Source organism: Actinoplanes italicus, assembly GCF_003001815.1.
GTDB classification, from domain to species: domain Bacteria; phylum Actinomycetota; class Actinomycetes; order Mycobacteriales; family Micromonosporaceae; genus Actinoplanes; species Actinoplanes italicus.
The window spans coordinates 35,767-48,640 of record NZ_PVMZ01000041.1 but is presented as its reverse complement, the minus strand read 5'-3'; the positions used below and the strand labels follow the sequence as shown (position 1 = coordinate 48,640).

Annotated in this window: 8 protein-coding genes; 6 read left to right on the top strand and 2 right to left on the bottom strand. The window is 70.5% G+C overall.

The window, feature by feature from the left end; translation table 11 throughout:
- The first annotated feature begins 28 nt into the window (after positions 1-28).
- Positions 29-4,096, top strand: coding sequence for a SpoIIE family protein phosphatase (locus CLV67_RS49045; RefSeq protein WP_106330873.1), 4,068 nt, complete (start codon positions 29-31; stop codon positions 4,094-4,096).
- On the top strand, positions 4,096-4,398 hold the full coding sequence (locus CLV67_RS49040) for an STAS domain-containing protein (RefSeq protein WP_106330872.1): 303 nt from the start codon (positions 4,096-4,098) through the stop codon (positions 4,396-4,398). Before CLV67_RS49045 ends, CLV67_RS49040 begins: the two co-directional genes overlap by 1 nt.
- A gap of 39 nt (positions 4,399-4,437) precedes the next feature.
- Here CLV67_RS49040 and CLV67_RS49035 read toward each other — a convergent pair whose 3' ends face one another.
- Positions 4,438-6,273 carry a serine/threonine protein kinase gene (locus CLV67_RS49035; RefSeq protein WP_106330871.1) on the bottom strand — a complete coding sequence of 612 codons (1,836 nt, stop codon included), beginning with the start codon at positions 6,271-6,273 and terminating at the stop codon, positions 4,438-4,440.
- Between the two features lie 38 nt (positions 6,274-6,311).
- Entirely contained in the window at positions 6,312-7,364 is a 1,053-nt protein-coding gene (locus tag CLV67_RS49030; RefSeq protein WP_106330870.1) for a LacI family DNA-binding transcriptional regulator, read from the bottom strand.
- A gap of 153 nt (positions 7,365-7,517) precedes the next feature.
- On the opposite strand from CLV67_RS49030, the gene CLV67_RS49025 reads away from it, so the two are divergent.
- The 4 genes from CLV67_RS49025 to CLV67_RS49010 are packed head-to-tail and all read left to right on the top strand — an operon-like array spanning position 7,518 to position 12,773.
- The gene (locus tag CLV67_RS49025) at positions 7,518-8,816 is read left to right on the top strand and encodes an ABC transporter substrate-binding protein (RefSeq protein WP_106330869.1); all 1,299 of its coding nucleotides are present in this window, start codon (positions 7,518-7,520) and stop codon (positions 8,814-8,816) included.
- Positions 8,816-9,730, top strand: coding sequence for a carbohydrate ABC transporter permease (locus tag CLV67_RS49020; protein WP_106330868.1), 915 nt, complete (start codon positions 8,816-8,818; stop codon positions 9,728-9,730). The genes CLV67_RS49025 and CLV67_RS49020 overlap by 1 nt, the downstream gene beginning before the upstream one ends.
- Positions 9,727-10,560 (top strand): carbohydrate ABC transporter permease, encoded by an 834-nt coding sequence (locus tag CLV67_RS49015; protein ID WP_106330867.1) that lies wholly within the window; start codon positions 9,727-9,729, stop codon positions 10,558-10,560. The genes CLV67_RS49020 and CLV67_RS49015 overlap by 4 nt, the downstream gene beginning before the upstream one ends.
- Before the next feature lie 5 nt (positions 10,561-10,565).
- Entirely contained in the window at positions 10,566-12,773 is a 2,208-nt protein-coding gene (locus CLV67_RS49010; RefSeq protein ID WP_106330866.1) for an alpha-L-rhamnosidase, read from the top strand.
- Positions 12,774-12,874 lie beyond the last annotated feature (101 nt).

Below are 12,874 nucleotides of genomic sequence, written 5' to 3'. Positions count from 1 at the left end.
GCCTGTGGCAAGGGGACAAGCGGACGCGATGAACGGTGATTCCTTCTCCGCCGACCCCGAGGTCGGCACCGATCTCGCCGCGGTCGATTGGGAGGCGAGTCCCCTCGGCGTGCCGGACGGCTGGCCTCAGAGCCTCCGGACAGCGGTGAGCATCCTGCTCTCCTCCCGGTTCTCGATGTGGATGGCGTGGGGCCCCGAGCTCACGTTCTTCTGCAACGACGCCTACCGCCGCAACACACTGGGCAGCAAATATCCGTGGGCGCTCGGCCGGCCGGCGAGCGAGGTGTGGGCGGAGATCTGGGGCGACATCGGGCCCCGCATCGACACCGTGCTGCGCACCGGCGAGGCGACGTGGGACGAGGCCCTGCTGCTGTTCCTCGAGCGCGCCGGGTATTCCGAGGAGTCCTATCACACGTTCTCCTACAGCCCGCTGCGCGACGACGACGGCGCCCTCGTCGGCATGCTCTGCGTGGTCAGCGAGGACACCGATCGGGTGATCGGCGAGCGGCGGATGGCGACGCTGCGCGACCTGGGCTCGGATCCGAGCGTCGTGCGCACCCAGGAGGAGATGCTGACGTTCGCGAGTCAGCAGCTCGGCCGCAACCAGCAGGATCTGCCGTTCACCCTGACCTACCTGTTCGACGACGACGGCACGGCCCGGCTCGCGGCTTCGACCGGGATCGACGCCGGGCATCCGGCGGCCGCTGCCGGGATCTGGCCGGCCGAGCAGGTCTCCGGGGGTGAGCCCGCTCTGGTCGAGCTCGGACCGGACAGCGGGCTGCCGGGCGGGGCCTGGCCGGATCCGCCCACGCAGGCTCTGGTGGTCCCGCTGCTGCGGCAGGGCGGGACGCCGTACGGCTTCCTCGTCGCCGGCCTCAACCGCTATCGGCCGCTGGACGACGGCTATCGCGGGTTCGTCGACCTGATCGCGGGCCACGTGGCGGCAGGCATCGCCGGCGCCCGCAGCTACCGCGCCCAGCAGCGACGGGCCGAGGAACTGGCCGAGCTCGACCGCGCCAAGACCGCCTTCTTCTCCAACATCAGCCACGAATTCCGCACGCCGTTGACCTTGATCATGGGTCCGGTCGACGACCTGCGCGAACAGCTCGCCGGCGCGGGGAAGCGGGTGACCGAGGAGCTGGAGGTCATCCACCGCAACGGGCTGCGGCTCGGCAAGCTCGTCAACACGTTGCTCGACTTCTCCCGGATCGAGGCCGGCCGCATGCAGGCCCGTTTCGAGCCGGTCGACCTGGCCGCCACCACCGCCGAGCTGGCCAGCGTGTTCCGGTCGGCGATCGAACGCGCCGGTCTGAGCTTCGAGGTGGACTGCCCGCCGCTGCCCGAGCCGGTGCATGTGGACCGCGGCATGTGGGAGAAGGTCGTCTTCAACCTGCTCAGCAACGCGCTGAAGTTCACGTTCGACGGCGGCGTCCGGGTGACGGCACGCGCCGACGGCGCGACGGCGGTGGTCACCGTCGCCGACACCGGCGCGGGCGTGGCCGAGGACGAGATGCCGCGCCTGTTCGAGCGGTTCCACCGGATCGCGAACGTCCGGTCCCGGTCCAACGAGGGCAGCGGCATCGGCCTGGCCCTGGTGCAGGAGCTGGTCGGGTTGCACGGCGGCACGATCGCCGCGGAGAGCACAGTCGGCAAGGGCACCACCTTCACCATCCGCCTCCCGTTCGGGCATGCGCACCTTCCCGCGTACGCCCTGGTGTCGCCGGACGACAGCCGGGCCGTGCCGATGAACGCCGACCCGTTCCTGCAGGAGGCCCTGCGCTGGCTGCCCGACGACAGCGGGGCGGCCCTGACGACCGAGCCGGTCGCCGACCCGAGCCTCAACCCCGACGGCGGCGCGGCTCTGCTGGTGGCCGACGACAACGCCGACATGCGCGACTACCTGACCCGGCTGTTGCGCTCCGCCGGGCACCGGGTGACCGCCGTCGTCGACGGTCAGGCGGCGCTCGACAGCGCCCGCGCCGAGGTGCCGGACCTGGTCGTCAGTGACGTGATGATGCCGCGCCTGGACGGGTTGCAGCTGGTGGCGGCGTTGCGCGCCGATCCGCGGACGGCGAGCACGCCGGTGCTGCTGCTGTCGGCGCGCGCCGGGCAGGAGGCGTCGATCGAGGGATTGGAAGCGGGTGCCGACGACTACCTGTTCAAGCCGTTCTCGGCGGCCGAGCTGCTGGCCCGGGTCCGCGCCAACGTCGAACTCGCCCGGCTGCGCAACCATCACGCACGGTGGCGGACCGCGCTGATCGACTCGCTGCAGGAGGCGTTCTTCGTCTGCGACGAGACCGGTTCGGTCATCGAGATCAACAGCGCTTTCACCGACATTCTGGGGTACGGCCCGGAGGGGCTGCCGTATCTTCCGACCCACCCGTGGTGGCCGGACTCCGAGACCGACCCGGACGCGCATCGGGCGGTGGCGCATGCCTTCACGATGGTGCTCGACGAGCCTCACGGCACCTACACCATCCCGGTGGTGCATCGCGACGGGCGGCGGCTGTGGGCCGCCGCGTCGTTCAACCAGGTCCGGGACCCGGACACCGGCAGGCGGGTGGTGGTCGGCACGTTCCGTGACGTCACAGCCGAGCACTACGCCATCCAGCGGGACAGCGCGCTGGCCGCGCTCGGGATGCGCCTGTCCGAGGCGGAGAACCTGGGCGGCGCCCTCGATGCGGTGCTGCACGAGCTGCGCGAGATCTGGCAGGCCTCCCACGTGCTGGCGGCCGTCTTCGCGGACCGGGCCGAACCGGCGATGACCGCCACTGACCAGTCCCTGACCTGGGACAGCCTGCCCGAGGAACGCCGGTCCGCGATCCTCGCGCTGCGTGACCGGCCGGCGCTGACCCGCGCCGGCACCGGCATGGTCCTGGATCATCCGCACGGCACCATGGTGCTCTGGATCGAACCGAGCCGGCGACGGCCGTTCACCTCACCCGATCAGACGCTGCTGGCCCTGCTGGCAGGCCATCTGAGCCAGGGCCTGCGCCGGATCGACCGGATCGACCAGCAGCGCGAGACCGCCCTCGCCCTGCAACGGGCCATCCTCGGCCCGGACCTGCTGCCCAGCGGCTTCGCGGTCCGCTACGAGCCGGCGACGCGCCCGCTGAAGGTCGGCGGCGACTGGTACGACACGATCGAGCTGTCCGACGGCCGGATCGGCATCGTGGTCGGCGACTGCGTCGGGCACGGACTGCAGGCGGCCACCGTGATGGGCCAGCTGCGCAGTGCCTGCCGGGCGCTGCTGCTGCAGGACTCCAGCCCGTCGCGGACGCTGATGGCCCTCGACCGGTTCGCCGCGCTGCTGCCGGGCGCCGGCTGCGCCACGGTGTTCTGCGGCGTCCTCGATCCGGTCACCGGGCATCTGACCTATTCGAGCGCCGGGCACCCACCGGCCATCGTGGGTCACCCGGACGGCAGCACGCACCTGCTCGATCAGGGCCGGTCCCGGCCGGTCGCGGTGCGGCCGGGCGCCGACCGGCCGGACGCCGACTTCACCGTGCCGCCCCGGGCGACGCTGCTGCTCTACACCGACGGACTGGTGGAACGGCGCAGGCAGCCGCTGTCGGCCGGTATCGGCGCGGCCAGCACCGCGGTCCGGCACGGTCTCGGTACCCCGGTCGAGGAGCTCGCCACCGAGATCATGGACCGGCTCGCCCCGGCGACCGGCTACGACGACGACGTGGCCCTGCTGCTCTACCGCCACCCAGGCCCGCTGGAGCTGGACTTCCCCGCCGAGTCGAGCCGGCTGGCCCCGGTCCGGTCGGCGCTGCGCGGCTGGCTTGATCGGTGCGGCATCGAAGCCGGCATGATCCAGAATGTTCTGGTGGCGGCAGGTGAGGCGTGTGCCAACGCGATCGAGCACGGGCACCGCGAGCACCCCGGCGGCCGGATCCGGCTGCGCGCCGCGGCCACCGCCGGCGACCTGCGCCTGACCATCTCCGACAGCGGACGCTGGAAGACACCCGACCCGGACGCAAGCCCGTACCGCGGTCGGGGGATCAAGCTCATGCGTGCCTTCATGCACACTGTCACCGTCACTTCCGGAACGACCGGCACCGTCGTCGACATGCAGGCGAGGCTAACCTGATGACCACCGAGCTCACCCTCAGGACGGGCACCGGCCCGGACGGTGCCGTCGTCCTCACCGTCGCCGGCGAGATCGACATGAGCAACGCCGGTGTCTTCGCCGACGCTCTGACCGAGGCGGTCGCGGGTGCCGACGGTTCGCGGCTGGTCGTCGACCTGACGGCGGTCCAGTACCTGGACAGCGCGGGTCTCGCGGCGCTCTTCGCCCAGGCCGATCACATCGAGGTACGTACGGGCCAGCTGCTCGCACCGCTGCTGGAGATCTCCGGCCTGACCGAGCTGACCACGATCCACCGCGCCTGACCGCGGGCTGCGGGGCGCCAGGACAGGAGAAAGGCCTCGTCAGCGGGTGGGAGCGGGCGACGGCAGCGGGCCCCGGTCGACGAAGCTGAACGAGGTCAGCGGCGGCGCGTCACCCACCTGTTCCACGAAGAAGGCGCCGGTGCCCTCCTCGCCTCCGTCCGGGTTCCCGTTCGAGTCCCACTGCAGGAAGCCGTACGAGTCGTTGTAGATGTGGTAGCGCGGCCGGTTCTTGTCGTCGCGCAGTTCCGTGCGTACCAACTCGAAGAGCGTGCCCTTGGTGGCCGCGCACTCGGTGCCCACCACGTTGGCCGACGCCTCCGGATCGATCCGCACGCCGAGGCAGATCTCCTCGCCGTTCGGGTCGTACATCGCCCGGATCAGGAAGTCGACGCCCATCGGGACCAGCGCGAACTCCGACCTGGCGCCGGTGCCGTTGCCGGCCTCGATCTCGATGGAGTTGTCGTCGAACGCGAGGTCACGGTCGATCTCGGCGGCGTGGATCAGCGTCCGGTTCTTGCCGAGCAGGATGGCCTTCAGGCGCTCCTCGGGCGTCGGGGTCCGTGCCGGGCTCGCGGTCGTGGTGCTGGGCGAGGCCGCGGCCGACGAGGAGGCGACCGGAGCCTGAGGCCCCGCGGCCGGGGTGTCGAAGACGTCTTTGCGGATCAGGACGCCGGCCGACGCGGCCAGGACCACCGCGACGGCCGTGGCGGCCACGGCGAGCGCGCGACGACTGCGGCGTGGCGCTGCCGGCGGCGGGTCGTCCGGCACGGACTCCGGAGCACCCCTGAAGGCGCCGCCGGCCGCAGAGGAGCCGGGCGAGGGGAAGCCTGCCGCGGAGGGAGCATGCGCGGGGGAGCCGGCTGCGGAGCCGGGCGAGGGGAAGGCCGAGGCGGAAGAAGCGGAAGGAGCGGCCACAGCGGGAGCCGACGCGGCGGGAGTGACCCCGGTGGGCGGAGCCACGGGAGGGGGAGTGGCCACGGAGGAGCCGGGCCGGGCCGGATCGGCAAGGGCCGGGGTGGGCACGGTAGGTCCGGCCAGGGCGTTCGGCAGCGGCAGTTTGGCACCCGCCAGCAGCAGATCCAGCAGTTCACGGGCGGTGGGCCGGTCGCCGGGCTCCTTGGCCAGCGCCCGTTCGACAGCGCCGCGCAGTGCGAACGGGACCCCGCGCAGGTCGGGGTCCTGGGTGAGGATGCGCATGGCGGTGGCCGGGGCGGACTCGGCCGCGAACGGGGTCCGGCCGGTGGCCGCGTACGCCACCACGGCGCCCCAGGCGAAGATGTCCGCGGCCGCGGTGACGGGCCGCCCGTCGACCGGGTCGAAACGCTCCGGCGCCATGTAAGCAACGGTGCCCACCAGCTGGTCGGTGCGGGTGTGCTGGCTGGTCGCCTCGAAGGCGCGGGCGATGCCGAAGTCGATGACCTTGATGCCGCCCCGGGCGAACAGCACGTTGCCCGGCTTGAGGTCGCGGTGGATGACGCCGGCCCCGTGGATCGCGGTGAGCGCCGTGGCGATCCCGACGGCCACGCCGTGCAGCGCGGTGTCGGACATCGGACCCTTCGCCTTGACCTCGGCGGCCAGGCTGGGACCGTCCACGTACTCGACGACCAGGTAGGGCGGCTCGTGGTCGGGGTCGGCGTCGATCACCTCCGCCGTCGAGAACGGCGGGACCTGCTTGGCCCGGTTCACCTCGCTGCGGAACCGGCCGCGGAACTCGGTCTCGTGGGCGAACTCGGGCCGCACCATCTTGATGGCGACCGCCCGGCCGTTCGGATCACGGCCCAGGAAGACCGTGCCCATGCCGCCTTCACCGAGCCGTCCGGCCAGTTCGTACGGGCCGACTCTGGCCGGGTCGCCCGGGCGCAGCGGCAAGCTCATCTGTTTGTCATCCCTTCGGGCGCTGGCGCCCCGGGAGTCTACTCAAGCTGATCACGTCCGCCGGTCTCCGCCCTGTCGCTGGTGGGGCGGACGCTCGAGCCGCGCACGTGCAGGTGCGTGGTGGCTACATAGTGTCGCGGCTCGATGCGGCCCTGGAGCCGTTCCAGCAGCATGGTGGCGGCTTCGGCACCCATCTCGACACCCTGCTGGTCGACGGAGGTCAGGTCGATCAGCGGATGTTCGGCCAGGTCGGTGTTGTCGTAACCGACCACGGCCACCCGGTCCCGCAGCCCGGCGGCGGCGACGGCGGCCAGGGCGTCGAGGGCGATGTCGTCGTGCCCCGCGACGATCGCGGTCGGCCGGTCGTGCCGTGCGACGAGTTCGGCCGCCGCCTGGCGGGCGGGCTCCGAGTCGTCGTGGCGGCGGGCGACCTGGACGAGGTCGCCGAGACCGGCCTCGGCCATGCACTCGCGATACACCTGGAGCCGGATCGCGTGCGGGGTGCCGGTGCCGGGCGCGGTGACCGGCTCGGGCTCGGTCAGGTGCGCGATCCGGCGGTGGCCGAGGTCGAACAGGTGGCGCATGATCGCGCGGGTCCCGGTGCGGTCGTCGCCGATCACGGTGTCGTACCCGCTCGGGGTGTCGTGGCGGCCGAGCATGACGACCGGGATCCGCCCGGCGAGGTCCTCCAGCCAGGCCGGGTCGACGAGCGGGGAAACCGCGATGATGCCGTCGACCAGCCCGTCGGCCAGCGACTCGAGCGTGCTGTACTCGGGTCCGTCGGCGGGAGCCAGGATGACCTGGTACGGCGTTCCGGAGACGGCCTGTTTTGCGCCTGTCATGATCTGGGTCATGAACCGGGCGTTGACGTGCGGAACCTCCAGCCCGAGCCGGTAGCTGGAACCCCGCAGCGCCCGTGCGGCGACGCTGGGCCGGTAACCGAGCTGTTCGATGGCGGACTGCACCCGGGCTCGCATGCCGGGACTGACCCCGTAGGCGTCGCGGATCACCTTCGACACCGCGGCGCGGGAGACCCCGGCGGCCTCGGCGACATCGCTGATCGTGACCGAGCGCCCCTTCCTGATCGACATGTGCGTCACTGTAGACCGTTCTCCACGGGTCGGAGCATGCGGTACTTGAAACGTTTCGAGAAAGGTCTTGCCCGGTCGGCGTAGACCGATCTACTGTGACGGCTGTTACAAGCGGAGACCGATCTACAAACATGCGGGAAACCGGAGGTTCATATGAGGCTCGGTGCGGTTCTGTTGGCGAGCACCCTCGCGTTGTCGGCCTGTAGCGCCGGTTCGCTGGGGTCGAGCGACGACGCCGGCGGCAAGACCCAGATCACCTTCCTGACCAACAACGATCCGGCCAACGTGAAGGTCGCGGAGGCGGTCATCGCGGCTTTCGAGACGAAGAACAGCGACGTCGACGTCAAGCTGGACACCCGGCCGCAGGGCGGCGAGGGCGACAACCTCGTCAAGACCCGGCTCTCCACCGGGGACATGGCCGACGTCTTCGAATACAACTCCGGCTCGCTGCTGCAGGCCATCGCCCCGCAGACCAACCTGACGCCGGTCACCGGCGAGTCCTGGGTCGGCGACCTGGACGAGACGTTCAAGAAGGTCGTCTCCGGCGGCAGCGAGGTCTACGGCTCGCCCTGGCAGAGCATCTCCGGCGGCGGCATCCTCTACAACAAGCCGCTCTACGCCAAGCTCGGGCTCCAGGTTCCCAAGACCTGGGCCGAATTCATGGACAACAACGCCAAGATCAAGGCTGCCGGTACGGCCCCCGTCGCGCAGACCTACAGCGAGACCTGGACCTCGCAGATCCTGGTGCTCGCCGACTTCCACAACGTGTCCGCGGCCGACCCCACATTCGCCGAGAAGTACACGAACAACCAGGCCAAGTACGCCACCACACCGGCCGCGCTGGCAGGGTTCCAGCACCTGGAGGAGCTCAAGAAGGCCGGCTACTGGAACGACGACTACGCCTCGGCCAAGTACAACGAGGGCCTGGCAGCGGTCGCGAACGGCACGTCCGCGCACTACCCGATGATCACGTTCGCGGTCACCGCCATCGAGACCGCCGCCCCCGGCAAGACCAACGACGTCGGCTTCTTCGCGCTGCCCGGCACCGACGCGAGCAAGAACGGCGTCACGCTGTGGGAGCCGTCCGGCATCTACATCCCCAAGAGCACCGAGGGCGACAAGCTCGCGGCGGCCAAGAAGTTCCAGGCGTTCCTCGCCTCGCCGGACGGCTGCGCGGCCCAGGCGAGCGCGACCCAGCTGGGCGGCCCGTTCGCGGTCAAGACCTGCAAGCTTCCGGACGACGTCGCCACCGCGGTCAAGGACCTGAGTGTGTACGTGGACGCGGGCGCCGCCAGCCCCGCGCTGGAGTTCCTGTCGCCGATCAAGGGCCCGGCCCTGGAGCAGATCACCGTCGAGGTGGGATCGGGCATCCGGCCGGCCGCCGACGGCGCGAAGCTCTACGACGAGGACGTCAAGAAGCAGGCACAGCAGCTCGGACTTCAGGGCTGGTGATGACGACCGTCACCGACGCGGTGACGGAGGCTCCGGCGACCACGGTCCCGGAGCCTGCCCGCCGCAAGAGTCCCTACCCGTACTGGTTCATCCTGCCGGGCGGTGTCGTCTTCGCCGTCTTCTTCCTGGTGCCGTCGGTGATGGCGTTCTGGTTCAGCCTGACCCGGTGGACCCTGTTCGACCAGGAGTTCATCGGCCTCGACAACTACGTGCAGTTCTTCCGGGAACCGGCGCTGGCGTCCGGGCTCTGGCACACGCTCGTCTACGCCGTGACGACCTCGGGCCTGAAGGTGGTCCTCGGGATGGCCCTGGCCGTGTTGCTCACCGGGCCGATCCTGGGTCGCGGCTTCATGCGGTCGGTCGCGTTCTTCCCGGTGCTGGTCAGCACGATCGGCGTCGGTCTCACCTTCCAGATCCTGATGCACCCCACCCGCGGCCTGATCAACCAGGCGCTGGACCTGATCGGCATCACCGGCCCGGCCTGGCTCGTCGATCCGGACTGGGCGCTGCTGTCGGTCGCGTTCGTCGACGTCTGGCAGGGCGTCGGCCTGGCCCTCGTCATCTACATGGCCGGCATCCTGTCCATCCCCGGCGAGTACTTCGAGGCCGCGAAGATGGACGGCGCCGGTGCCTGGCACCGCTTCCGCCACATCACGCTGCCGCTGGCGAGGCCGGCGACGGTGTCGGTGATCCTGCTGTCGTTGATCGGCGGGCTGCGCAAGTTCGACCTGATCTGGGCGATGACCAAGGGCGGGCCGGGCTTCACCTCCGACGTCATGGCGTCGGTCATCTACAAGCAGTACCAGGCCGGCTTCTACGGGCTCTCCACGGCCGGCAACGTCGTGCTGTTCCTGCTCGTGATCCTGATCGCGCTGCCGCTGTTCTGGTTCTTCAACCGGAAGGAGGACGCGTGAGCACCCGCACCAAGCCCAACGTCCCGCTCAGCGCCCTGACGGTCGTCCTGTTCGGGGTCGTCTTCCTGGTCCCGTTCGCGTTCATCGTGCTCACCGCGGGCAAGACCGCGCAGGAGTCGGCCCTGCTGGACTTCTCCTGGCCGACGCAGTGGGCGTTCGTGGAGAACCTGCAGGCCGTGGTGGAGGCGCGCGACTACCTGCTGATCATCGCGTTCATCAACAGCACGGTCCTCACCGTCGTCAGCGTGTCGGTGGTCGTGGTCCTGGCCGCGATGGCCGGGTTCGTCCTGCAGCGCCGCAAGAGCCGGTTCACCCGGGCCGTCAACCTGGTCATCCTGTCCGGCCTGGTCCTGCCGCCGGCCGTGGTCCCGACCATCTGGGTCCTGCAGAAGCTCGGCCTGTTCAAGACCATGCCCGGCCTGATCCTGGTCGAGATCGCGTACGCCATGGCCTTCTGTGTCCTGCTCTTCCAGGCGTTCATCGCCGGGATCCCGAAGGAACTGGACGAGGCCGCCACCATCGACGGCGCCGGGCCGCTCAGCCTGTTCTTCCGCGTCGTCCTGCCCCTGCTGCGGCCGATCATCGTGACCGTCGTGGTCGTGCAGACGGTGTTCATCTGGAACGACTTCACCAGCCCGCTCTACTTCCTGCCCGGTGACGAGAACGCCACCGTCCAGCTGACCCTCTTCAACTTCCAGAGCCAGTACGCCAGCTCCTACAACCTCCTGTTCATGGACATCCTCCTGGTCACGGTCCCTCCGTTGATCATGTTCATGATCTTCCAGCGCCAGATCGTGTCCGGCATGGTTGCCGGCTCGGTGAAAGGTTGAGCCACATGCAAGGTCGGATGATCACCCCCGCGAGCGAGCTGGGCAGCGCGCCGCTGTTCCGTACCGAGATCACGCTCGACACCGGGCACGGACCCGTCACCGCGGCGACGCTGACGATCAGCAGCCTCGGCGTGCACGAGGCCCGGATCAACGGGCGGCCGGTCGGCGACGACGTGCTCAGCCCCGGCTGGAGCTCCTACGAGCACCGGCTGCGCTACCTGACCCACGACGTCACCGCGCTGCTCACCGAGCGCAGCGTGCTGACCGTGCTGGTCGGCAACGGCTGGCACCGCGGGAAGCTCGGGTTCATGGGCGGCCGGGCGTTCTACAGTGACCGGCTGGGCGTCATCGCGGACCTCACGATCACGTTCGCGGACGGGCACCGGCAGACGGCCGTCACCGACGAGTCGTGGCGCGCCGGGGGCAGTGACGTCATCGCCGACGACCTCTACGACGGGCAGACCGTCGACGCGCGGCGGCGGTCCGCCAAGTGGTACGCGCACGGCGGCGAGCCCGAGTGGTTCCTGCCGGTGCGGGCGCTCGACTTCGATGCGAGCACGCTCACCCCGTACATCGGACCCCCGGTGACCAGGCAGGACGTCGTCACGCCGGTGAAGGTCTGGCGGTCGCCCGAAGGCCGGACGCTGGCGGACTTCGGGCAGAACCTGGTCGGCTGGCTCCGCTTCACCACCACCGGCCCGGCCGGAGCCGAGGTCCGGATCCGGCACGCCGAGGTGCTCGAGCACGGCGAGCTGGGTGTGCGGCCGCTGCGCGACGCGCAGGCCACCGACCGGTTCATCCTCAGCGGCGGTGAGGACCACTTCGAACCGACGATGACATTCCATGGATTCCGGTACGCCGAAGTCACCGGCCTGCCTCTCGAGGAGGTGGAACGGATCGAGGCCGTGGTGGTGCACTCGGACCTGCGCCGGACCGGCACGTTCGAGTGCTCCGACGAGCTGCTCAACCAGCTGCACAGCAACGTCGTGTGGAGCACCAAGGGCAACTTCCTGGACCTGCCCACCGACTGCCCGCAGCGCAACGAGCGGCTCGGCTGGACCGGTGACATCGCGGTCTTCGCCCCGTCGGCCGCCTACCTGTTCGACGCGCGCGGATTCCTCGCCGACTGGCTCGCCGACCTGGCCGCCGAACAGCACGCCGCCGCCGGTCTCGTCCCGTTCGTCGTCCCGGACGTGCTGAAGTACCTGCCCGAGGTGCCCGAGTTCCCCGCGCCGGACAGCACCGCGTTCTGGTCGGACGCCGCCGTCTGGGTGCCGTGGACGCTGTGGCAGGCGTACGGCGACCGCACGATCCTGGCCGACCAGTACGACTCGATGACCGCGCACGTGCGCCGGGTCGAGACGCTGCTGTCACCGGCCGGGGTGTGGGACACCTCGTTCCAGTTCGGTGACTGGCTCGATCCGGACGCGCCGCCGGACAACCCCGCCAAGGCGAAGGCCGACCCGGGTGTCGTCGCGACCGCCGCGTACTACCGGTCGGCGACCGTCACGGCCGAGACCGCCGCGCTGCTCGGCCGCGACTCCGACGCGGCGGAGTTCCGTGACCTGGCCGCGCGTGTCCGGGCGGCGTTCAACGAGCAGTACGTGTCTGCCGACGGCACGATCGTGTCGGACTGCACCACGGTCTACACGCTGGCGCTGGCGTTCGGGCTGATCGACGACGAGGCCGCGGCCGGGCGGCGGCTGGCGGAGCTGGTGGCCGACAGCGGGTACCGGATCTCGACCGGGTTCGCCGGCACCCCGTACATCCTCGATGCCCTGACCCGGACCGGGCACCTGGATGTCGCCTACCGCCTGCTGCTCGAGCGGGGATGCCCGTCCTGGCTCTATCCGGTGACCATGGGCGCCACCACCATCTGGGAGCGCTGGGACAGCATGCTGCCGGACGGCTCGGTCAACCCGGGGGAGATGACCAGCTTCAACCACTACGCCCTGGGCGCGGTCGCCGACTGGATGCACCGGGTGATCGGCGGCATCGCGCCGCTGGAGCCCGGCTACTCACGGGTGCTGATCGCACCCCGCCCCGGCGGCGGGCTGACCTGGGCTCGTGCTGGCCTGGACACGCGGCACGGCCGTATCGAAGTTTCCTGGCGCCTCGTCGACGGCGAACCGGTCGTCGATGTCACCCTGCCCGCGGGGGTGACCGGGGTGTTGTCGCTGCCCGGGAAGGAGGACGTGGAGCTGACTGGCTGAGGAGGCGCGGCCGTGCCGTCGCGGGACGGTACGGCCGGCCGTCATCCCCACCATGCGCAACTGATGGTTGCGTGTTGCGGATGGGCGGCCTAGAGTCATGC

Coding starts and splice junctions, on each gene's coding strand:
- CLV67_RS49020 (WP_106330868.1), top strand. CDS start 8,816: ATGACGACCGTCACCGACGCGGTGACGGAGGCTCCGGCGACCACGGTC.
- CLV67_RS49035 (WP_106330871.1), bottom strand. CDS start 6,273: ATGAGCTTGCCGCTGCGCCCGGGCGACCCGGCCAGAGTCGGCCCGTAC.
- CLV67_RS49030 (WP_106330870.1), bottom strand. CDS start 7,364: ATGTCGATCAGGAAGGGGCGCTCGGTCACGATCAGCGATGTCGCCGAG.
- CLV67_RS49010 (WP_106330866.1), top strand. CDS start 10,566: ATGCAAGGTCGGATGATCACCCCCGCGAGCGAGCTGGGCAGCGCGCCG.
- CLV67_RS49040 (WP_106330872.1), top strand. CDS start 4,096: ATGACCACCGAGCTCACCCTCAGGACGGGCACCGGCCCGGACGGTGCC.
- CLV67_RS49045 (WP_106330873.1), top strand. CDS start 29: ATGAACGGTGATTCCTTCTCCGCCGACCCCGAGGTCGGCACCGATCTC.
- CLV67_RS49025 (WP_106330869.1), top strand. CDS start 7,518: ATGAGGCTCGGTGCGGTTCTGTTGGCGAGCACCCTCGCGTTGTCGGCC.